The organism is Chengkuizengella marina, assembly GCF_009910845.1.
GTDB classification, from domain to species: Bacteria; Bacillota; Bacilli; order Paenibacillales; family KCTC-33759; genus Chengkuizengella; species Chengkuizengella marina.
Genome location: NZ_SIJB01000027.1, coordinates 81,903 through 103,854, shown reverse-complemented (window position 1 = coordinate 103,854; position 21,952 = coordinate 81,903). Strand labels below are relative to the sequence as shown.

Genomic DNA, 21,952 nt, shown 5'->3' with positions numbered 1-21,952 from the left:
AAAAAGAGCTTTATGCTCTTTTTTATTATAAAAATTTATAAATATTTTTTTCATCTTTTTGGGCTAGCCAATCAGCGAGTTTTCTTTATTTTCTTTATCATTTAAGGATTTAATATGACTCACCGTTTACATGAATGCTTTGACTTTTAACATATCTGGAGTCATTTGATGCTAAATATACGTAAGCAGGTGCAAGCTCAAGTGCGGCACGTTTCATCGGTAAACAAGCCAAATTTAGTTAATGGTTCAGCAGAAATGCTAAATGGAATTGAAAGATTATAATATTACCGGTAAATGTTATTAGTTATGTTCATCATATGTTAATTCTTTTTATTTTATAGGGTGCATAACACCCTATATTAGTTAGTTATTAAAATTAGTTAATAGATTATAAGATAAAATTAATAACGTTTCTTTTTTCGTTTTTTCTTCTTTTTAATTTCGATTACCTTTGCAAATATTACAAACCTTCTCACTCTCTTTTTCCTCTTTTTGCTAGAATGTGGCATGATTATCACCTCCTATACTAACATTTATATGATATTAACTTCGTAGATGCTTGTGTGTTTATATCAGACAAAATGTGCAAATATTAATTTTGTGATTCGTTTCAATTTGCTTCTCAAAGAATTTGGATTCAAGGTAGTGATTTTGATATAGTAGTCTTAGCATTCAGAAATGTATGTAATATTTAATCACTTTAGTGATAGATTGATTGGAAAAGGTAGTGAAAATCATGGATTTATTTTCATATAAAGAATCAGAGCAACCTGCACATCAATTGTTAGCAGATCGGATGAGACCGCAAACTTTAAATGAGTATATCGGTCAACAACATATCGTTGGTGAAGGAAAATTGCTTCGTAGGGCAATTGAAGCAGATCAAATCACTTCTATTATTTTATATGGACCTCCTGGTGTCGGAAAAACAACACTCGCAAATATCATTTCAAACCAAACCAATGGAGAGTTTGTACAACTTAACGCTGTAGAGGCGTCTGTTAAAGATGTGCGGGAAGTGATTGAAAATGCAAAACTGAACAAACAAATGTATCATAAAAAAACGATTCTTTTTTTAGATGAAGTACATCGCTTTAATAAATCAAGGCAAGATGCTCTTTTACCAGCAGTGGAGCAAGGGATTATCATATTAATTGGAGCAACAACAGAAAACCCGTTTCATCATGTCAATGGTGCATTACTTTCTAGGTCCACTTTATTTGAATTACAAGCATTAACATATGAACATTCGTTAGAAGCTATGAAGAGGGCTATAACTAATGAGGGGAAAGGGTTAGGTACGCTCCCTGTCCAAGTTGATGAGGATGCGTTACTGCATATTGCACATATGGCAAATGGAGATATACGAAGATCCTTAAATGCTTTAGAACTAGCAGTTATGACCACACATCCCAATCCAAATGGCAAAATACATGTAACACTTGAAGTAGCAGAGGAATCGATCCGTCGCCCTACTATTAAAGCTGACGATTCCACACAATATGATGTTTTGTCCGCTTTTCATAAAAGTATTAGAGGTTCAAGTGATGCAGCATTATTTTGGTTTGTCTATGCAGTTGAAAAGTTAGGTATGGATCCGATGGTGTTCATCCGTAGATTAATTATTACTAGTAGTGAGGATATTGGACTAGCAAATCCACAGGCTATGGTACAATCTGTAACAGCTATGGAGGCTTATCAAAAGATAGGTTGGCCTGAATCAAGATATATCATTTCCCAGGCAATTTTATTTGCAGTGGAGAGTCCTAAATCGAATGCGATTCCCAAAGCTCTTTCTAAGATTGCACATTTAATGGAAAATATAAAATCAGCAGAAGTTCCTCTGCATTTAAGAGATACACATTATAAAGGGTCAGAAGAATTAGGACATAAAGGATATCAATATCCACATGATTATCCTGGTCATTATGTAAAACAGCAGTATTTACCTGATAAAATTCAAAATCAAATGCTCTATGAAGCTACCGAGCAGGGAATGGAAGAGAAAATTAAGGTAAACCAAAAACGTAGAGGTAAACAGTAGTATAAAAAATAAATAGAAATCTTATATTAAAAAAGTCTCTCAACGAATGAGAGACTTTTTGCATTTATTAGACTACGAAAATACAAAGTATTATAGAAAATGTGCAAAACAACCGGTAGATTAACACAAGCAGTTACCACGATTTCACATATATTATTATAACTAGATCTACTAAATTAGCTTTTATGGAAAGGAGATATTAGCTTTATGAATAACTATCCATCCCAAAGTGAAATTTGTTGTCCTATCTCATGTGCAGGGCTTAAATTAATACCCAAAGAATTGATTTCTGTAAAAAGGTGTGTCCCTATTCGTGATTTATGCAATGGTTTTGCAAGTTTTACATTTTTATTTTTTGCACAAAATATACCAATAAATTCACCAAAGCTACCTAAAGGGATGATTACAGTTGTGAATACTAGTTCTGACCCTGATTGTTTGATGGCCATTTTTGTCATTGATGCAGGCGTAATTAATGTTAATCTTGTTTTAGCGCAATCATCAATTACGATAGAAGTAGAACAGCTCTTTGCAGCAATTGCAGTGTGTTTTGGGCCAGATCCTACTCAATTTTGTACTGGAACTTTTGAGGCAGACTTGCAATATGAGATTATAAAGTGATTGATTCATTATTTTCATATTTATCTAGATAATTTATGTATAAATTTCATTTTGGAATGGCTCTTAAGTCTTCAGATCGTACGAGCTTGAAAAGGCCAAAATATCCTGTTAATTAGGTATGAGAGTACAGATATATTATATAAATTCAATGAAATGTTGATTGATGTTTTTGTTTTAGTAAAAGGACCTGTAAGAATTGAGGTCCTTTTATGTGAAAATTTGAACTTTTTTTTAATGCACAATAAATACATTTACTTCAATACTTGGTCTATTGTTGCTCCACCTAAACAAATCTCATCCTGATAAAATACAACTGCCTGCCCAGGAGTAATTGCTTTTTGTAGTTCATCAAATTGGATATGGATTTGCCCATCTTTGATTGTAGTGATAGTGATTCCTTGATCCTTTTGTCTATATCGAAACTTAGCCGTACAATTTAAAGGGGTTTCTGGTGTTTCATCACTGATCCAAACTGCATCAGAGGCAATGAGTCCTTTGGAATATAAACTAGGATGCTGTTCTCCTTGAACAACATAAAGAACATTATTTTTTAGGTCTTTATCAGCTACAAACCATGGTTCACCAGAACCTTTTCCTCCAATACCTAGTCCTTTACGCTGACCTAATGTATAATACATTAATCCGTCATGGCGTCCAACTACATCACCTTCAAATGTCTTCATATCACCAGGCTGAGCTGGGAGATATTCACTTAAAAACTCTTTGAAATTTCTTTCTCCTATAAAACAAACCCCTGTACTGTCTTTTTTCTTAGCCGTTGCAAGTCCTGATTCTTCCGCAATTTTACGAACTTCTTGTTTTGGTAGATGTCCAATCGGAAACATTGCTTTTGAAAGCTGTTTTTGATTTAATTTACTCAAAAAATAACTTTGATCTTTATTATTATCAATGCCTCGTAAAAGAGCGTATTGACCATTTTTTTGTTCTAGACGGGCATAATGACCTGTTGCAATATAATCTGCACCTAATTCTAGTGCTTTATTTAAAAAGTCCCCAAATTTAATCTCTCGATTACACATCACATCAGGATTTGGAGTACGTCCTTTTTTGTATTCATCTAAGAAGTATGAAAATACTTTATCACTGTATTCTTTTTCAAAATTTACTGTATAAAATGGTATATCGATTTGTGCACAAACTCTTCGTACATCCTCAGCATCTTCTTCCGCTGTACAATGTCCAAATTCATCAGTGTCATCCCAATTTTTCATAAACACTCCAATGACTTCGTAACCTTGTTGTTTTAATAACAATGCTGTGACTGAAGAATCTACGCCCCCTGACATACCCACTACGACGCGAGTTGCTGAGTTGTTAGACATGATAAAAACCTCACTTATTATATATAATGCCTACAAAAAGTAGGACTGTGGAAATATAACACAACTTAGGAATCTAATAACTTTTGTGGGCCTAATTTATTATCCTTATATTTCAATAGTAATGAGTTTAACATATTTTTAAAAAAATTAATAAAAATAGTTAAATTTTTTACTATTGCAAGCTCTTATATGATAACATATAATTAACTTTTCAATAACTAACTTTTTATAACTTACTTTTCCTTATATAGATAACTGAAATGAATCATACGGCAGTATAAATGATGGATTACTGTTTATAACTAACTAAGAAACTAAACTAATATTTATTGTATGGGGTGTTACCTTGAAAATTTCTACTAAAGGTCGTTATGGACTTACAATCATGATGGAATTGGCTTCAAATTATGGTGAAGGACCAATCTCACTTAAAAGTATAGCTGAAAAGCATCGATTATCAGAGCATTACCTAGAGCAATTGGTAGCGCCATTAAGAAACTCTGGTTTAGTGAAGAGCATTCGAGGAGCGTATGGTGGTTATCAGTGTTCTAAACCACCAGAAGAAATAACAGCAGGGGATGTAATTCGTGTATTAGAAGGACCGATCAGTCCCGTTGACTTTACAGAAGAAGATGATCCTGCAAAAAGAGATCTTTGGATCAATATTCGTGACAGTATTGCAAAGGTATTAGATTCAACTACTTTGGCAAATCTAATCCATTATCAAGATCAAGGAGATGAACATGAGAGTAACATGTTCTATATTTAACAAGGTGATTAACAATGCATAATATTTATTTAGACCATGCTGCAGCAACTCCGCTGCACCCTGAAGTTTTTGATGTAATGGTACCCTTTCTGAAAGAGCATTATGGAAATCCTTCAAGCCTCCATTCTTATGGTAGAAGTGCCAAAATAGCTTTAGATGCATCACGTGACTCTATAGCATCACATTTGAATTGCCGTCCAAATGAGATTATTTTTACAAGTGGTGGAACAGAAAGTGTTAATTTAGCTATTATGGGTACTATAGCGGCAAGTAAACAAAAACCTGTACATGTGATAACAACTCAGAGTGAACATAAAGCTGTATTAAGCTCTTGCCAACAACTAGAAGATCTAGGACATGCCGTTACTTACCTACCTGTTGACAATACTGGTTTAGTTTCAATTGAAGATTTGAATAAAGCAATCAAACCCGAGACAGTATTAATTAGTATTCACTATGGAAACAACGAAGTTGGAACACTACAACCGATTGAGGAAATCGGTGGTTTGGCGCGTGAAAAAGGAATTTATTTTCATGTAGATGCTGTGCAAACATTGGGTAAAATAAAGATTAACCTTTTAGATCTTCCTGTTGATCTTATGAGTCTTTCTGCACATAAAATTAATGGACCTAAAGGTATTGGTTTACTGTATGTAAATAAAAAAATGCAAATACTTCCTAATATATATGGTGGAAACCAAGAACGTAAACGTCGTGCAGGTACGGAAAATCTTGCAGCCATTGTAGGTTTTTCTAAGGCGATTGAGCTTTCCGTTCATAATGTAGATAAAAATCAGAAAATTCTAAATGGTTTAAGATCTCTGTTGATTGAAAAGTTAAGAGAAGAATTAGGACATGAAGGTTTCGTTATTAATGGTCATCCTATCAAAAGATTGCCGCATATTTTAAATGTAAGTTTTCAACAAATGAACAAGGAAACGTTGTTGATGAATTTTGATATTGAAGGGATTGCAGCTTCTAGTGGGTCTGCTTGTACATCTGGTTCTATCGAGGACTCACATGTATTAGATGCAATGGATATTTCTCCCGAATTGAAAAAAGGAGCCATTCGTTTCAGTTTGGGTATAAATAATACAAAAAAAGAAATCATAACAGCTGCAAAAAAAATTGGAACCATTGTGAATCGTTTACGTAGTAAGTAGAAGGGAGAGTTATATTTTGCATAAAGCCAGAGATATCATTGGATTACCCGTCATTGAGATTGAGAAGGGTGAGCAAACAGGCTCTGTAAAAGATTTTCTACTTAACAATAATTGGGAAATTCAAGCAATTATTTTAGAAGGAAAACGCTGGTTTTCTTCAACTAGAATTGTGGATTGGAAAAATATAATTTCCTTTGGTAAAGATGCTGTAACCATACAAAATGAAGAGGTTATTCAGCAGCTAGATGATGTATCTAATCAGTTTCATCCTTTATACGATGGAGAGAAAAAAATACTGGGTCTTCCAATTTTAACGGTGAATGGTCATGAATTAGGAATGGTTGATGATGTTTATTTTGGTGGGAAATTGGGAAGAAAAATAATAGGATATGAATTAACAGATGGTTTAATCTCAGATATACAGGATGGAAAAAAGTGGATGCCTGCTCCTATACAGATAACCGTAGGAAAAGACGCAATAATCGTTCCTGTTCAGAGTGAACAAGATCTGGAGGATTCATGATTAATTCGAAGGGATAGGGTGAATAAGGTGTTACGTTGTCCAAATTGTAATTCTAAAGATATTGGAAAAATAGGATCACATCAATTTTACTGTTGGGGTTGTTTCATAGAACTAACAGTTAATGGAGAAAAAATGTCAGTATTTCAAGTAGAAGAAGATGGTTCCCTCAGTTCTCTGGATGATTTATTTTTTGAAGAAGAAATGTCAGAAGAGATCCAAGAAATACACGCAACTTAAAATACTAAAAATTTAAAAAATTAAACATAACACTTAGAGAAATTTTAATCTTCTCTAGGTGTTTTTTTTTGTTGAGGTTGGGAAACTTAGTGGTTATTTTCTACTTTTAGTACATATACTTTAAAATACAATAACTTGTACTAGAAATTCAAAGTGTTGGGGAGAAATTATGGAACGTTTTCTAAACAATCGTTTTTTTGTCATATTAATTTATATTTTGTTAATCATGGCTGCTTTGTTTATGCTGCTGCAAATCAAACCAATGATAATTGGCATATATAATTTTGTCAGTGCTGTTTTAGCACCATTTATTATCGCTATGATTATTTCGTATGTTTTGAATCCAATAGTTAATTTACTTAGTGTTCGTAAAGTCCCGAGAACCCTAGCTGTTTTGCTAATTTACGCAGTATTTGTTACTTCGATTACTGTAATATTAATGAATTTAATTCCGATGTTTATGAAACAATTGAAAGAACTCAATGAACATTTACCCGAATTAACTGCTACGGTACAAAAATGGCTAGATTATGTATATGAAAATCGCTTTTTTCCAGAATCTGTTCGACTTGGAGTAACTAATTCACTTATGAATTTTGAAAATAATATTGGTAAAGAAGTTTCTCAACTCATTAGTGATATAGGAAGTTATATTAATATGATGTTTCTTGCTTTCATCGTTCCGTTTCTAGCCTTTTATATGTTAAAAGACTTTAAGTTAATTGAAAAAGGCTCTTTAGCTATCATTCCAAGTAAACACCGCAAGCAAACAGTTCGTTTATTAATCAATATTGATGAGGCACTTGGAAATTACATACGAGGGCAGTTTTTAGTTTGTGTCGTAGTAGGTATATTAGCGTATATTGGGTATTGGGTTATTGGTATGCCTTACGCTCTATTATTAGCAAGTGTTGTTGCTGTTTTTAACATCATTCCTTATTTAGGGCCATTTTTTGGTGCAGCACCTGCGATCATTATGGCGGCGACTATTTCTTTTAAAATGGTTTTATTTGTTGCTATTGTAAATATTATTGTTCAAATATTAGAGGGAAATGTAATTTCTCCTCAAATTGTTGGCAGGACATTACATTTACATCCAATGTCGATTATATTTGCCTTACTTGTTGGAGGAGAATTGGCAGGTGTTGTAGGATTGATCTTAGCGGTTCCTGTTTTTGCTGTTATGAAAGTAATTGTTCATCATGTTTTTGATTATTATGTTCAGCGAAAAAAAACGTAAATAAAAATAGAATAACTTAACCTAAAATCCCTATAGTTTGACAATAAAGGTGTATAAGTTTATAATTTTTTAATGAATTAATATAGGGAAATTCATTGAAATACATAAAAAATACTAATTATTCGTCCCTGTATAGGGACTTTTTTCATGAAGTAATTTATTTAATATATATATGGTTCTTGAGGAGGTAACAAGATTGAAGTCAGGAGAAATACGTCAAAAGTGGTTAGATTTTTTTAAAACAAAAGGCCATAAAATAGAAGAAAGCGCCTCATTAGTTCCACATAACGACCCATCTTTGTTATGGATTAATGCCGGGATGGCACCACTAAAACGTTACTTTGATGGTACAGTAAAACCGGACAACCCTCGAATTGCAAATGCGCAGAAGTGTATACGTACCAATGATATTGAGAATGTAGGTAAAACAAAACGTCATCATACACTGTTTGAAATGTTAGGCAACTTCTCCATCGGTGATTATTTTAAAGAAGAAACGATTACATGGGCATGGGAATTTTTAACGGATAAGAAGTGGATCGGTTTTGATCCAGACCGACTATCTGTTACAGTGCATTATGAAGATGATGAAGCTTATAAAATATGGAATGAAAAAATAGGGATTCCTAAAGAGAGAATATATAAATTAGATGAAGATAATTTTTGGGATATAGGGGAAGGTCCTTGTGGCCCTTGTACAGAGATATTTTATGATCGTGGAGATGCTTATGGGGACATATCTGATCCAGAGGTAAATCCTGCCGGTGAGAATGAACGGTTTTTAGAAGTATGGAATCTTGTGTTCTCTCAATTTAATCATAATAAGGATGGATCCTATACACCTTTACCTAATAAAAATATAGATACGGGTGCAGGGTTAGAGCGATTTACAACGATATTACAAGATGTAGATTCTACTTTTGATACAGATCTATTTCTTCCAACTATACAAGAAACATGCTCGATTGCGAACGTTAAGTATAAAGAAAAGGCTGAAATAGACGTTGCACTTAAGGTGATTGCAGATCATATTCGAACAGTTACATTTGCAATAGGTGATGGAGTTCTACCTTCAAATGAAGGTCGAGGATATGTAATTAGACGCTTACTTCGTAGAGCAGTAAGATATGGGAAAGTACTTGGAGTAAATGAACCGTTTTTATATCGTTTAATCCCAATAGTAGCCTCTGTTATGGGCGGATATTATAAAGAAATTGTAGAAAAACAACAGTTTATTGAAAAAATTGTTCGTGTTGAAGAAGAACGTTTCCATGAAACTTTATCAGATGGTTTAAATATTTTAGCACAAATGATTCAAGAGGCTAACAAACAGGGGATATCTGAAATTACTGGAGATCAATCTTTTAAATTATATGATACTTATGGATTTCCATTAGATTTAACAGAAGACTTTGCAAAGGAAAATGGATTCACAGTAGATCATGATGGATTTGAACAAGCCATGCAGAAACAGCGTGAAAGAGCTAGAGCAGCAAGACAAGAGGTTGACAGCATGAAGGTTCAGGGAGGTCCACTGACTGACTTAGAGGTTAAAAGTGAATTTGTTGGATATAATAACTTGGAGGTTCAAGCAAAAGTTGAAGCCATTATTTTTAATGATCAACTTGTTGATATTGTTAGTGAAAGTAATACTTGCCTAGTTGTTTTAGATCAGACACCATTTTATGCTGAAAGTGGTGGACAAGTAAGTGATCATGGAAAAATTGAGAATAAATCTTTTCAAGGAAATGTAGAAGATGTGTTTAAAGCAGCAAATGGTCAGCATGTTCACACAGTGCAGATAGAATCTGGCACTATGAAAGTTGGGGATGAAGTAAAAGCGATTGTTGCTAAAGAAATGCGAGAAGATATTGTTAAGAATCATACGGCTACTCATCTACTGCATAAATCTTTGAAGGAAGTATTAGGTGATCATGTCAAACAAGCGGGCTCATTGGTGGCACCTGAAAGATTAAGATTTGATTTTTCACATTTTGAGAGTATAAGTGAAGAAGAATTAACACAGATAGAACAAAAAGTAAACGCACAAATATGGAATAACACGATTTTAAAAATTGAGCAAAAGTCCTTAAATGAAGCAAAGGCAATGGGCGCTATGGCTTTATTTGGTGAAAAATATGGAGACACTGTGAGAGTAGTTCAAGTTGGGGATTATAGCATTGAATTATGCGGAGGTTGCCATGTAAATCAAACATCACAAATTGGATTGTTCAAAATTTTAAGTGAAAATGGAATAGGTTCAGGTATTCGACGTATTGAAGCTGTGACTGGAAAACATGCGTATCAATTTTTATCAAATCAACTAGAACTTTTAGATCAAGGCTCTCAACTGTTAAAAACAAAAATTGAAGAAGTACCAAAAAGAATTGAAATGTTATTAACACAAAATAAAGAGCTAACAAGAGAAAATGAGTCATTACGAGGGAAATTAAACTCGATTGAAGCGGGTTCATTATCAGATCAGGTGAAACAAGTTGGAAATGTACCAGTATTAGTTGCACAATTGAAACAAGTAAATACTGATACAATGCGTACTATGATTGATGAACTAAAAGAAAAGTTAAAGTCAGTTGTAATCGTATTTGGTACTGTTAATGACGGAAAAGTACAACTTGCATCTGCAGTTACGACTGATTTAGTTAAACAAGGTTATCATGCAGGAAAGATGATTAAAGAGGTAGCAGCCATTTGTGGTGGTGGCGGGGGTGGACGTCCAGATATGGCACAAGCTGGAGGTAAAGATCCATCTAAGTTGCAACAAGCTCTTGATAGTGTTGAAGAATATATCAAACAAATTCAAGCTAAATAAGCAGAATTAACATCTATTTAATTCTATTTTATGATATGATGAAGCTATAACATCCTATAATATATATATCTTAAGTGATTATAGATTTTGTATAGGAAAATGAGAGTTCAATCTATAGTGATTTTCTTAAAAATAGTGGTATTTAAAATCGGGAGGTGCGGTGATGAGCAACAACATGGATAGAACAATGCATTTTAAAATGAGCAAAGACGGTGAGCAAACTTCTCAGGAAATTTTATTAACCGTATATGATGCTTTAAAGGAAAAGGGATATAATCCAATCAATCAGATTGTTGGTTATTTGTTGTCTGGAGATCCTGCATATATTCCCCGACATAATAATGCTAGAACGATGATTGGGAAACAAGAACGAGATGAGCTTATTGAAGAATTAGTTCGTTCATACTTAAGTCAGCATCGTTAAAAAATGAAAGACCGATGGTTCTCCATCGGGCTTTTTATACTTAGAAGTGTTTTTAGGGTTAAGGAGAATTTTGCATGCGAAAAATGGGTTTAGATTACGGTGATAAAACGATTGGCATTGCTGTAAGTGATGAGTTAGGCTGGACAGCACAAGGCATAGAAGTGATAAAAAGAAAAAGCAAAAAAGAAGATTTTTCAAGATTACAAGCAATCATTAAAGAATATGATATAGATGAAATTGTTTTAGGACTACCTAAAAATATGGATGGAAGTATAGGAGAGCGTGGGCAGCTTTGCATTCAATATGGTGAAACTCTTAAAAAAGTGTTGGAATTGCCAATTCATATGTGGGATGAAAGGTTAACAACTGTTTCAGCAGAACGCACTTTATTAGAGGCTAATATGAGCCGAAAAAAAAGAAAACAAGTGATTGATAAAATGGCAGCAGTATTTATATTGCAAAGTTACTTAGATGCAAAAAAATAGTTGATTTAGGAGGTTTTATTGATGAGTGAAGAAAATAACAACGAAACAATACTAGAAGATGATTTAGGGTCAATTTTTATAAAAAATGAACAAGGTGAAGATGAACCATTCGAGATTATAATGCAATTTGAAGTTCATGAAACAGGTGCAAAGTACATGATGGTTGTACCTGAGAGCGCGAATGCTAATGAAGATGATGAGGTTGATGAAGTGTATCCCTTCCGTTATGAAGAGGATGGGGATGACCTTAAACTTTTCACCATTGATGATGATGAAGAATGGAATCTTGTTGAAGAAACTTTTAATACCTTACTAGCTGAATCTGATTTACAAGAATAATAATATGTTATAATAAATAAGAATTGAGCGGCCTAGTCCGCTTTTTTCTACGTATGAGAGTAGTTTATTTATTATTGATGAAAACTGAACTTTAAAACTTTAAGTTGCTATAAGGAGGAATTTTCGCCTTGGAAAATCAAGAAGATTTTGTTGAAAAAACGGGGTCCCGAAATGGATGGAAAAAAGTAAAAATCGTATTGGCCATTGTATCTTTCATCATTTTTTTAATTGTAGGCGTTATAGCGGGTGGTGTTTTTTATGGATACAGCTCTTTACAGCCGGTTGAAGCACAGGATGAAAACATACGTTTTATCGTTGATCCAGGGATGAATTCAAAACAAATTGCAAACCGCTTAGAAGAAAAAGGACTTATTCGAAATCAAACATCTTTTACTTATTATTTAAAGTTCAAGAATGAAGGACAACGTTTCCAAGCAGGTGAATATGAAATGAAACCAGGGATCACTATTGATAAAATTATTCAAAAATTAAATCATGGTGAAACTGTAGTTGATATTATCAAATTTACAATCCCAGAAGGTTATACCCTATCTCAAATTGCGGACAAGCTAAGTCAAGAGAATTTAGTTAACATAGATGTTTTAAATGAATTACTAGTGCAACCTGAGTTGTTTTCAAGCGAGTCCATTAAAAATATACCAGAGGATGAAAATTTAAAGTATGTTTTGGAAGGTTATCTTTTTCCTGAAACGTATGAAATGAAATCAGATAGCAGTGAGCAAGAAATCATTGAAAGAATGCTTTTAGAATTGGATAGGAAATTAATGACTTTACCTAAAAACTGGCAGGAACAGCTTGAGAATCAAGGTATCACTTTTCATGAAATGATGACAATTGCTTCACTTATTGAAAGAGAAGTAGTTGTCGATGAAGAAAGAAAAACGGTAGCAGGTGTTATTTATAACAGAATTAGAGATAAAAGCATAAAACTTGAGATTGATGCAACTGTGCAGTATGCGTTAGATGAGCCAAAGGAACGTTTATTGTACGAAGACTTAGAGATTGAAAGTCCTTATAATACGTATTATGTTGAGGGATTACCTCCTGGACCCATTGCAAGTCCAAGTATATTATCAATAGAAGCAGCACTTTATCCAGAAGAAACAAGTTATTATTACTATGTTACAAAAAAAGATGGAAGTCAGGAGCATTTGTTTGCTGAGACCTATGAAGGCCATTTACAAAATATTAAGAAAAGTAAACAAACCGCTCAAAATTAAGTAAAATTTAAGGTGATATAATATGATAGATCCACAAATAAATGAGTATATTTTAAAACTGATTCCAGATCGAAATGAAGTACTGCAAAGACTAGAAAAGGAAGCGAAAAAAGAAGGAATACCAAATATACAACTTCAGAGTATTCAATTTATCAAAGTATTGTTGCAAAGTATTCAACCTAAAAATATACTTGAGATTGGGTCTGCAATCGGGTATTCTGGTATCCATATGGCCGAAGCTGCACCTATGGCACAAATTACAACATTAGAAATGGATAAAAAGCGAGCTGCAAGAGCAGTACAGAACTTTCAAGAAGCTGGTGTTTCAGATAGAATAGAACTCATCCTTGGTGATGCTGCTGAAACAATGCCAGCTATACAAGATAGCTTTGATTTTATTTTTATCGATGCGGCAAAAGGACAATACATTAAGTTTTTAGAGCTGTCTTTAAAACATTGTAAACGTGGAACTATGATTATTTCAGACAATGTATTTTTTCAAGGTTTTGTTACAAAAGAACGAGATGAAGTAGAACCAAGATTTCGCAGTATGATTAATAAACTGAATCAATATAACAACTTGTTAGCAAATCATCCACAATTAGAAACTAGTTTTGTGTCTATTGGAGATGGGTTGGCCATATCTATATACAATTAATAAAAATATAAAAAAAGCAAACTCTAAATGTTAACAAAACATAAATAGCATTTGAAGTGCTGCTCTTAAGTCAACAGTATGTGTCATGATATTAATACTAGAGAGTTAAGGTAAGTAGGGAATGCTTGAACATTCTTTTACGAGGTGAAATAAATGAGACAAAAACCAGAGCTGTTAACTACAGCCGGTTCCATAGAAGAGTTGGAACGATTGATCCAAGCCGGAGCTGATGCAGTGAATATTGGGCATAGTGAGTATGGAGTAAGGCTACCTGGAAATTTCAATCTGGAAGAGGTTAAACTTTCAGTTCAAATCGCCCATGCAAAAGGGGTTAAAATATACGTTGCTGTGAACAATATTTTTAATAATGCACAACTAGAGACATTACCATCTTATTTAAAAACATTACATGATTGTCATGTGGATGCTATCGTTTTTGGAGATCCTGCCATTATATCTATTTTAAAGCAGCTCAACATTACAATGGATTTACATTGGAATACGGAGATGACATCTACAAATTATGTAACGGCGAATTATTGGGGAACTAAAGGTGCTACAAGAATGATATTAGCAAGAGAGTTGAATCTGGAGGAAATTCAAGAAATTAGTGGAAAGTTAAAGCTTGAATCTCAAATTCAAATACATGGGATTACGAACATTTATCATTCAAAACGTGAATTAGTGAAAAGTTATATGGGTCATATTGGAAAGAAAGAGACAGAAAATTTTGATCAGAATCGTAATATGTATTTAGTTGAATATGAAAGACAGGATTTAAAACTGCCTATTTTTGAAGATGAAAATGGTACACACATCATGAGTGCCGATGATATCTGTACAATTGATGTGTTAGACGAAGTATTGGAAGAACCTGTTGATAGTGTTAAAATTGAAGGTCTGTTAAAATCAATTGAATATAATGAAACTGTTGTACGCTGTTATCGTGAAGCGATTGATTTATATTTTGAAGATCCTGATTCATATAAGTTTAAACCGGAATGGTTGGAAAAGATTAAACAAGTACAAGATCCGAATAGAGAACTTTCTTACGGTTTTTTCTTTAAAGAGCAAGTATATTAGTACACCCCGAAAAGTGAAGTAAGTACTTCTATATTAGTCCCCAGTTCTTGGATGAACTGGTGCCAGTGTTCACCGCATGGACGTGGTGTGATCTTAGCTGGCAGGACCAAGTGAAGTGAAGCTATGTAGTTTAATCCTATTATTTTTGCGGGGTCCATAAAATACGCCCTCATAACCAATAGAAGATCGATAATTTAAATATAGGAGGTGTTGAGCGATGACGGTACTTACTAAAAAGTCACCGGGTTCAACCAAAAGAAAATTAGAAAAACCCGAGCTGTTAGCACCTGCGGGTAATTTAGAAAAACTAAAATTTGCAATTCATTACGGAGCGGATGCTGTATATATAGGTGGCCAAAGATTTGGCTTACGTTCTAATGCAGATAATTTCAGTATAGAGGAAATGAGACAAGGTGTTGAGTTTGCCAAAAAGTACGGGTCTAAGGTTTTTGTAGCTACAAATATTTATGCACATAATGAGGATTTTGATGGGCTAGAGGAATATTTAACACAATTAGAAGAAGTAGGTATCTCTGCTATCATTGCAGCAGACCCAGCCATTGTAAATACAGCATTGAAAGTTGCTCCCAAACTAGAGGTTCATTTAAGCACACAGCAATCAACAATGAATTGGCAAGCAGTTCAATTCTGGAAAGATGAAGGGCTTCCAAGAGTTGTGTTAGCGCGTGAAGCGAATATGGAAGAAATAATTGAAATTAAGGATAAAGTAGATATTGAAATTGAAGCCTTTATTCACGGTGCGATGTGCTCTTCTTATTCTGGTCGTTGCGTTTTATCTAACCATTTTACTGATCGTGATTCTAATCGAGGTGGATGTTCTCAGTCTTGTCGTTGGTATTATGATTTGTATGAAGGTGATGAAAAGCATCCTATGTTTACTGTGGATGAAGATGATCCGTTTACTATGGGATCTAAGGATCTAGGTATGATTGAGCACATCCCTCAGCTAATTGAATCGGGGATAGATAGCTTTAAGATCGAAGGTCGTATGAAGAGTATACATTATGTTGCAACCGTAGTAAATGCTTATCGCCAAGCGATTGATGCCTATATGGACAATCCTGAGAAATACCAATTAAAACAGGAATGGGTGGATGAAATTCATAAAGCTGCGAACCGTCCATTAAATTCCGGTTTCTTTTATAAAGCACCAGGTGCAGGTGAGCATATTTATGAAGCTGAAGATAAATTGGTGAACTTTGATTTTGCTGGGTTAGTTCTTGACTATGACGAGAATTCAGGAATGGCAACGATTCAGCAACGGAACCACTTTAAAGTTGGTCAGGAAATTGAATTTTTCGGCCCAAATGGGACGTTTTTCAAACAAACTGTTACAAAAATCTGGGATGACAAAGGGAATGAATTTGAAGCTGCAAGACATCCTTTGATGACTTTACAAATGAAGGTTGATCAACCTGTTCATGCGCTAGATATGATGAGAAAAAAGAATATTTAATCCTTTTTATAATGAAAATTAAAAAACCTTTAACATATATGTTGAAGGTTTTTACACTTTAAATAAAAAATACAGATACGCACTATTTGAGTCCAGCAGAACCCATTCCAATCTTTTTCATTAAATCGATTAAAATCGTCTTTTCTTCATTACTTATAAAAGATAAATTTCTTGAAATCCTCTCAACATGTTTTGGAAATATCTCATTGAATAAAGATTCACCCTTTTCAGTAAGCACAACATTTGAAGCTCTACGATCGGTTGGACAAGCTTGTCTTTTAACAAACTCTTTTTGTTCCAATTTATCAACCACATAAGTAATACTTCCACTTGGGATAGAGAAAATTTCACTTATTCTTTGAATTGGGTGAGGACCTTTATTATATAAAAGTTCTAGAATCATAAAATGATCTGGAGCTACACCACTTTCTTTGATATCCTTGCTAACATTGTCAGAAATTGATTTGTTCGCTTTCATCCATATTCTAAAAAGTCTTAAATCAAGCTCACTTTGTTCATCTCCACGGTACATATTTAAACCTCCCTCAACTTGTGTATAGAGAAAATATATAAACTCACCGTAATATAATAATAAAATTAACCTTATTAAATGTGCAACAATATTGTATCATATACAAACTGACATGCATACGTCATCCATACATAATTAGTAAAAGAACGTCTCAATGATAAGGGAGTCTATACATACAAGTTAGTTTAATGTCGCTTATTATACAATGGATAGTCAACCTTAGTAGGTACCTCGATAAATATGATTCGAACTTCTTCGTTATTAGATTTGAATGTTACGATTCCTACCTTTAAAGCATGAACATTTATAAAATCTTTATGATTAAACTGGATATCTTCACTAGTGATTGATCCATCACCTTTTATGATTAGTCCAGCTAATGTTCGATTGGAAGTCAAATTATGCGAATAGGATGAACCACTTGATATAGTAACATCATACATTTTAGCATCCGTTACTAACTCAATAGGTGATTTTTCACCGATAATTGTTTTTATTTTTATACCCTCTTTGTCAGTCGTTACGAAGTCTTCATGAATATAATTTGTATAAGCTGGTTCCCGATGAATAGCCTTATTTAAATAAGGCTCAAACCAGATTTGTAACATTTCAGTAGGTTCCCGAAAGGATTCCGCATGTGAGATACCAGATCCAGCTTTCATTAACTGGGCACCTCCAGCACTTACAACACTTTCTGTGTTTAGTGTATCTCGATGATAGCTGTTTCCTTTAAGCACATAGGTTAATATCTCAAATCCTTTATGTGGATGTAATCCTATACCGCCTTCACCTTCTGTTTCTCCCCATGAAAAATAAAATAGAGGTCCAAGCCGATTTATTGTTGATCCTTCTCCGTGAAAACCGATGGGTTTTTGTAGTTTAATTTTACCTCCATCAAAAGCCTTGATCTGCTGGCTTATAAATTCTTATATCCATGTTTATCATAGTCCTTTTTATAAAATTAGTTTCTCATCAATAAATGAATAATCCTATTTAAATATATCCTAATAATAGGATATATTTATCCTAACATTAGCATAAATAATTGTCAACTGAGTATTATGTAGTAACAACTGGGTTTCTCAAATATGAAAATGAAAAGTACTAGAAAAAGATAGTACTATTTTAGGAGGATAATGATGATTAAACTATAAGTAAGGTTAAAGAAAATTTATCCTTCAATAAATATATATTTTAGAATTTATTTTATGCAAATTAGATATTCACATGACTGTTTGAGTTTAGTATATATTTGGGAGTGATAATACGATAATGATAGAAAGACACCTTGTTATGCATCCTAAGAAGATATTTAAGTTTGTATTTTCAATTGTTCTTGTGATATCTATATGTGCTTCTTTGTATGGATTATATAAACCATTACCAAAAGGAATTTCAGTGAATGGGAAATATCATGATGTAACGAATGTAGAGTTTTTAAATGATTTAACTTATCAAAAAGACGGAAAAATTGTGCATGAGCAGGAGATATTTAATCGAGTTTATAAAATGATTGATGAAGCAGAAGAGTTTATTTTAGTTGATGTTTTTTTATTTAATGATGAATATGAAAGAATAGTGGAACAAACTCAAACTATTCCTGAGGAAATATCCACTAATGTTAAATCTGTTAATTATCCAAATATTTCAGAGCAACTAACAAATCATTTGATATTAAAGAAACAGCAGGAACCTGATATCGAAATTATCTTTATAACGGATGAAATCAATACATTTTATGGCTCTTATTCATCACATTTTATCGAAGAATTAAAAGAAAATGATGTAAAAGTGGTATATACAGATCTGACGAAGTTACGTGATTCTAATCCTATATATTCAGGTTTTTGGAGATCTTTTTTACAGTGGTTTGGAACATCTGATCGAGGGTGGATAACGAATCCTTTTAGTCTGGATTCACCTGATGTCTCACTGCGATCCTATTTAGAATTAATCAACTTTAAGGCAAATCATAGAAAGGTAGTTCTTACTGATAAGGAAGCCATTGTTAGCTCGGCTAACCCTCATGACCCAAGCGGATATCACTCGAATATTGCATTTGTATTGCAGGGTGAAATTTTACAAGATATTTTTGAAGCAGAAAGAGCAGTTGCAAAATTATCAGGTACAGAAATTAAAAACAGGCAATTTACAGGAAATTCAGGAAAAGAGAGAGGTAAAATAAAGGCCAAAGTAATAACAGAAGGGGAGATTGGAAAAGAAATTCAACAAAACATCTTGAATACTTCTAACGGGGATGAGATAAAATTAGGTGTATTTTATTTATCTGATCGAAACGTCATTGAGTCTTTAGTAAAAGCCGCTGAGAAAGGTGTTAAAATAAAAGTGATTTTAGATCCTAATAAAGATGCTTTTGGAAGGAAAAAGAACGGTATCCCAAATCGTCAGGTTGCTAATGAACTATTAAATAAAGGGAACGGCAATATAGAGGTGAGATGGTATGATACTCAAGGAGAACAATTTCATTCTAAATTTTTAATGATTAATAAAAAGCATGAAACAATAGTAACAGGTGGATCTGCTAATTTTACAAGAAGAAATATTCGCGACTATAATCTAGAAATGAATATTCAATTCATCATTCCACATGGGGAGGCACTTGAAATTGAGATGAATTCATATTTCTCAAAAATATGGAATAATGAAGATGGACAATTTACTGTTGACTACAAAAAATATCAAGATGATTCAAAGTGGAAGAAAGTACTTTATCGAGTGCAAGAATTTACTGGGTTATCTACTTACTAAATAATTAATTGATGAGTGGTATTTATTGGTTATATGTTGTAAAATCACAAAAAGGAAAAGAAACTATACTGAGGAAGTGGAAATTTGTATGGTATTTGTTTTAATTGCTCTATGGGGGATTGCCCTAATATTATTAAGATTTGACCCCAAAAATATTTCAATCCGCTGGTTAAGTGTACTTTTGTTTTGTGGTGGATGTGGAGCTATTGCGATTTTGATTGGGGAGCAACTACTTCCCTATGTAAGAGAGAAATCCGATTCCGTAGTGTTACAAACTATACTGTATAGAATTCAAGTCACTTGCTCTGGATTTTCGTATTATGGGATTCCTTACAGCTATATCTTGTTTTCTTTATATTACTACCCTATATTTGTAAACAAACGTTGGTTTAAATTTATTCCGTATATTTTATCCTTGCCAATTGTACTGATGTTAATATTTACTCCCGTTTATCCAGTTACTGATGTAGAGTTATATCCATTATTAGCATCTTGGTCTGTTGTATATGTTTTGGTTGGAAGTATTTTGATTTTATCCAAACGTGAAGAACTTCCAAATTTAAAAAGAAATCATATTCTTACTAGTTTAGCGATTGTACCAACTGTGTTGTTTGTGCTGGTTATGAATTATGTGCTACCTAGTTTTGAGGTTTACCGAATGTGGAAGTACAATACATGGATTGTCATTTACGGTACAATTGTTTTTATTCTGGCTATATTTAACTATGGATTTTTAGGAATGCAGCTTTTTATTGAGCGGAAAAAATTAGATATTACACTTCAAGCCATCACATCAGGAACTGCAATATTAAATCACGCAATTAAAAATGATGCAGGAAAAATGAGATTGTTTGGACATAAAATAAAATCATACGCTCAAAATACTGAACAAAAAGAACTTGAAGAAGATATTGGAGTGATTTTAAAAGCAACGTCACATATTCAACAAATGATCCAAAAAGTGCATCATCAAACACAAGATATTGTTTTAAAAAAGGGAAGTTATAACCTCAAAGATATGTTAGATGAAACATTGGAAAATACACGCCCTTACTTAAGTCAAGTTAAAATCATAACTTCAGTTGATGAAAATATTAATTTATTTTGTGATAAAACACATGTGATGGAAACACTTCAAAATATAGTAATGAATGCAATTGATGCGATTCCAGAAGGTGGAGAGATAGAGATGATAGGATATGAAATGAAACAGGTTCATGTTTTAGAAATAAAAGATACTGGTTTTGGTATAAATAAAAATCATTTAAAGAAAGTGATGGATCCATTCTTTACTACAAAAACAAAAGATACGATGAATTTTGGATTAGGATTGGCTTATGTATATAACGTCATGAATAAACACGGAGGTTCACTAGATATCAAAAGTTCAAGAGATGAAGGTACTACGGTTATTTTGAAATTTCCTAAAAAATAAGGAGAGAATATGGATAAAATAAAAATATTGATCGTAGAGGATGATAAAGATTGGAGAAGGGGTTTATCTTCTTTTTTATCAGCTGAATCTGATTTGGAAGTTGTATCACAGGCGGAAAATAGGGAAGAGGCAATGTTAGCAATAAAAACAAAGGAAATTGATGTTGTGCTGATGGATATATTGCTGGCTAACAGCATTGAAGGCATTGAAATCACAGCTGAAATGAGTCAACAATATGGAGCCAGAATCATAATGCTAACGTCACTTGAAGAAAAAGAAATGATGTTTAGTGCTTTTCGTGCTGGAGCTCTGGATTATATCATAAAATCAGACTTTGAAAAAATTCCCGATTCCATTCGCTCAGCTTATAAAAACCAATCTCCTATTAATGCACAAGCTGCAGAGCAGATTCGCACCGAATTTAAAAGATTAAAGAAATTAGAACAAGAATACAAGGTGAAAGAAATGCGCGCATTAATCACACCTGCTGAGTTAGAGATACTTAATTTGATTTATCAAGGGAAAACACAAACTCAAATATCAGATTCTTTGGTTGTATCCATACGTACTGTAAAAAACCATGTAAGTAACATACTACGGAAATTGGAGTTAACCAGTAGCAAAGAAGCTGCTGAGAAAGCAAAAGAGATGGGGTTATTTTAAAGTATTTTAATAACTTATTACTCAGAAAAAAATGGTACTAGAAAAAAATAGTACTATTTTTTTTATTGATTTTTTT

21 protein-coding genes are annotated in these 21,952 nt (G+C 33.2%); 18 read left to right on the top strand and 3 right to left on the bottom strand.

The window, feature by feature from the left end; all coding sequences use genetic code 11:
- Window positions 1–736: 736 nt before the first annotated feature.
- Window positions 737–2,044, top strand: coding sequence for a replication-associated recombination protein A (locus tag ERL59_RS12365; protein WP_160646532.1), 1,308 nt, complete (start codon window positions 737–739; stop codon window positions 2,042–2,044).
- A 207-nt stretch (window positions 2,045–2,251) separates the two neighbouring features.
- Window positions 2,252–2,665 (top strand): hypothetical protein, encoded by a 414-nt coding sequence (locus ERL59_RS12360; protein WP_160646531.1) that lies wholly within the window; start codon window positions 2,252–2,254, stop codon window positions 2,663–2,665.
- Window positions 2,666–2,916: 251 nt separating this feature from the next.
- Here the strand turns inward: ERL59_RS12360 and mnmA are convergent, their stop codons facing one another.
- Window positions 2,917–4,008 (bottom strand): tRNA 2-thiouridine(34) synthase MnmA, encoded by a 1,092-nt coding sequence (mnmA, locus tag ERL59_RS12355; RefSeq protein WP_160646530.1) that lies wholly within the window; start codon window positions 4,006–4,008, stop codon window positions 2,917–2,919.
- A 346-nt stretch (window positions 4,009–4,354) separates the two neighbouring features.
- Here mnmA and cymR point away from each other — a divergent pair, with 346 nt between their 5' ends.
- The 13 genes from cymR to ERL59_RS12290 all read left to right on the top strand — a co-directional run bounded on the left by cymR (window position 4,355) and on the right by ERL59_RS12290 (window position 16,477).
- Complete coding sequence (cymR, locus tag ERL59_RS12350; RefSeq protein WP_160646529.1) at window positions 4,355–4,777, top strand: cysteine metabolism transcriptional regulator CymR; 423 nt, start codon at window positions 4,355–4,357, stop codon at window positions 4,775–4,777.
- A gap of 14 nt (window positions 4,778–4,791) precedes the next feature.
- Complete coding sequence (locus ERL59_RS12345) at window positions 4,792–5,940, top strand: cysteine desulfurase family protein (protein ID WP_160646528.1); 1,149 nt, start codon at window positions 4,792–4,794, stop codon at window positions 5,938–5,940.
- Window positions 5,941–5,956: 16 nt separating this feature from the next.
- A complete protein-coding gene (locus tag ERL59_RS12340; protein WP_160646527.1) occupies window positions 5,957–6,463 on the top strand; it encodes a PRC-barrel domain-containing protein in 507 nt (168 codons plus the stop codon).
- A gap of 27 nt (window positions 6,464–6,490) precedes the next feature.
- Window positions 6,491–6,700 carry a hypothetical protein gene (locus tag ERL59_RS12335; RefSeq protein ID WP_160646526.1) on the top strand — a complete coding sequence of 70 codons (210 nt, stop codon included), beginning with the start codon at window positions 6,491–6,493 and terminating at the stop codon, window positions 6,698–6,700.
- 169 nt (window positions 6,701–6,869) lie between these two features.
- Window positions 6,870–7,940 carry an AI-2E family transporter gene (locus ERL59_RS12330; protein ID WP_160646525.1) on the top strand — a complete coding sequence of 357 codons (1,071 nt, stop codon included), beginning with the start codon at window positions 6,870–6,872 and terminating at the stop codon, window positions 7,938–7,940.
- Window positions 7,941–8,136: 196 nt separating this feature from the next.
- Window positions 8,137–10,770 (top strand): alanine--tRNA ligase, encoded by a 2,634-nt coding sequence (alaS, locus tag ERL59_RS12325; protein ID WP_160646524.1) that lies wholly within the window; start codon window positions 8,137–8,139, stop codon window positions 10,768–10,770.
- Between the two features lie 163 nt (window positions 10,771–10,933).
- Complete coding sequence (locus tag ERL59_RS12320) at window positions 10,934–11,194, top strand: IreB family regulatory phosphoprotein (protein ID WP_160646523.1); 261 nt, start codon at window positions 10,934–10,936, stop codon at window positions 11,192–11,194.
- 74 nt (window positions 11,195–11,268) lie between these two features.
- Complete coding sequence (gene ruvX / locus ERL59_RS12315; protein ID WP_160646522.1) at window positions 11,269–11,679, top strand: Holliday junction resolvase RuvX; 411 nt, start codon at window positions 11,269–11,271, stop codon at window positions 11,677–11,679.
- Window positions 11,680–11,700: 21 nt separating this feature from the next.
- Window positions 11,701–12,018: a DUF1292 domain-containing protein gene (locus ERL59_RS12310; RefSeq protein WP_160646521.1), complete on the top strand. Its 318-nt coding sequence runs from the start codon at window positions 11,701–11,703 to the stop codon at window positions 12,016–12,018.
- Window positions 12,019–12,146: 128 nt separating this feature from the next.
- Window positions 12,147–13,259 carry an endolytic transglycosylase MltG gene (mltG, locus tag ERL59_RS12305; RefSeq protein ID WP_235929876.1) on the top strand — a complete coding sequence of 371 codons (1,113 nt, stop codon included), beginning with the start codon at window positions 12,147–12,149 and terminating at the stop codon, window positions 13,257–13,259.
- Window positions 13,260–13,281: 22 nt separating this feature from the next.
- On the top strand, window positions 13,282–13,917 hold the full coding sequence (locus tag ERL59_RS12300) for an O-methyltransferase (RefSeq protein WP_160646520.1): 636 nt from the start codon (window positions 13,282–13,284) through the stop codon (window positions 13,915–13,917).
- 153 nt (window positions 13,918–14,070) lie between these two features.
- On the top strand, window positions 14,071–15,000 hold the full coding sequence (locus ERL59_RS12295; RefSeq protein ID WP_160646519.1) for a peptidase U32 family protein: 930 nt from the start codon (window positions 14,071–14,073) through the stop codon (window positions 14,998–15,000).
- A gap of 217 nt (window positions 15,001–15,217) precedes the next feature.
- Entirely contained in the window at window positions 15,218–16,477 is a 1,260-nt protein-coding gene (locus tag ERL59_RS12290) for a peptidase U32 family protein (RefSeq protein WP_160646518.1), read from the top strand.
- Window positions 16,478–16,559: 82 nt separating this feature from the next.
- On the opposite strand, the gene ERL59_RS12285 is transcribed toward ERL59_RS12290, so the two are convergent.
- Complete coding sequence (locus ERL59_RS12285) at window positions 16,560–17,009, bottom strand: MarR family winged helix-turn-helix transcriptional regulator (RefSeq protein ID WP_160646517.1); 450 nt, start codon at window positions 17,007–17,009, stop codon at window positions 16,560–16,562.
- A 185-nt stretch (window positions 17,010–17,194) separates the two neighbouring features.
- Window positions 17,195–17,746, bottom strand: coding sequence for a pirin family protein (locus ERL59_RS12280; protein WP_328699947.1), 552 nt, complete (start codon window positions 17,744–17,746; stop codon window positions 17,195–17,197).
- A 535-nt stretch (window positions 17,747–18,281) separates the two neighbouring features.
- Between ERL59_RS12280 and ERL59_RS12275 the strand changes: the two genes are divergently transcribed.
- From ERL59_RS12275 to ERL59_RS12265, 3 genes are all read left to right on the top strand, one after another.
- Window positions 18,282–19,778: a phospholipase D family protein gene (locus ERL59_RS12275; RefSeq protein WP_235929875.1), complete on the top strand. Its 1,497-nt coding sequence runs from the start codon at window positions 18,282–18,284 to the stop codon at window positions 19,776–19,778.
- A gap of 88 nt (window positions 19,779–19,866) precedes the next feature.
- Window positions 19,867–21,213 carry a sensor histidine kinase gene (locus ERL59_RS12270; protein WP_160646516.1) on the top strand — a complete coding sequence of 449 codons (1,347 nt, stop codon included), beginning with the start codon at window positions 19,867–19,869 and terminating at the stop codon, window positions 21,211–21,213.
- A 9-nt stretch (window positions 21,214–21,222) separates the two neighbouring features.
- Window positions 21,223–21,876, top strand: coding sequence for a response regulator transcription factor (locus tag ERL59_RS12265; protein WP_160646515.1), 654 nt, complete (start codon window positions 21,223–21,225; stop codon window positions 21,874–21,876).
- Window positions 21,877–21,952 lie beyond the last annotated feature (76 nt).